The 447-nt window shown below is 36.9% G+C and carries 1 protein-coding gene; it reads right to left on the bottom strand.

The annotated features are described in order from the left end of the window. Positions 1 to 447, bottom strand: a 447-nt coding sequence (locus I6F37_RS39890; RefSeq protein WP_368736820.1) for a DUF6596 domain-containing protein, incomplete at both ends; no start/stop codon positions are given.

Raw genomic sequence — 447 nt, 5'->3', positions numbered from 1 at the left:
GTTAAGGACAACATTTGGCGAATAATTTATTTGCGGCAGTAAATCGTAATGGTACAAAATAGACTCCCATTTTTCTTTTGTATCCTCTTTCCGGCAATGCCAGAAAGCAATACCTGCTTCTAAATGATATGAACTTATCTCATTGCCTTGTGCCGAATTTTCTAAAAAACGATTGCCTTGGTCTATTAATCCGGTATTCCAGAGTGTTTCATCCTGGTCTTCATACAAAATCATATCGTTATTACTATTCTGCCTTGCCACTAATCTGGATGTATGAAAACACATCAGCGCCAGCAGCGCATTCAATTTAGGGATGTTTGTTTTATCGTAATCAACTAACAATAAACCTAAACGTAGCGCCTCCAGGCATAAGTCTTTTCGTAATGTTTGATTTTGCGTTGTTGAGTAGTATCCTTCGTTGAACAACAGATAAATAATATGCAATAC

Origin of the sequence: Bradyrhizobium sp. NBAIM08 (assembly GCF_020193935.1) — a bacterium.
Taxonomy (GTDB): Bacteria; Pseudomonadota; Alphaproteobacteria; order Rhizobiales; family Xanthobacteraceae; genus Bradyrhizobium; species Bradyrhizobium yuanmingense.
Note: the sequence above shows the minus strand (reverse complement) of the source record. Positions and strands in the feature narration are given on the sequence as shown.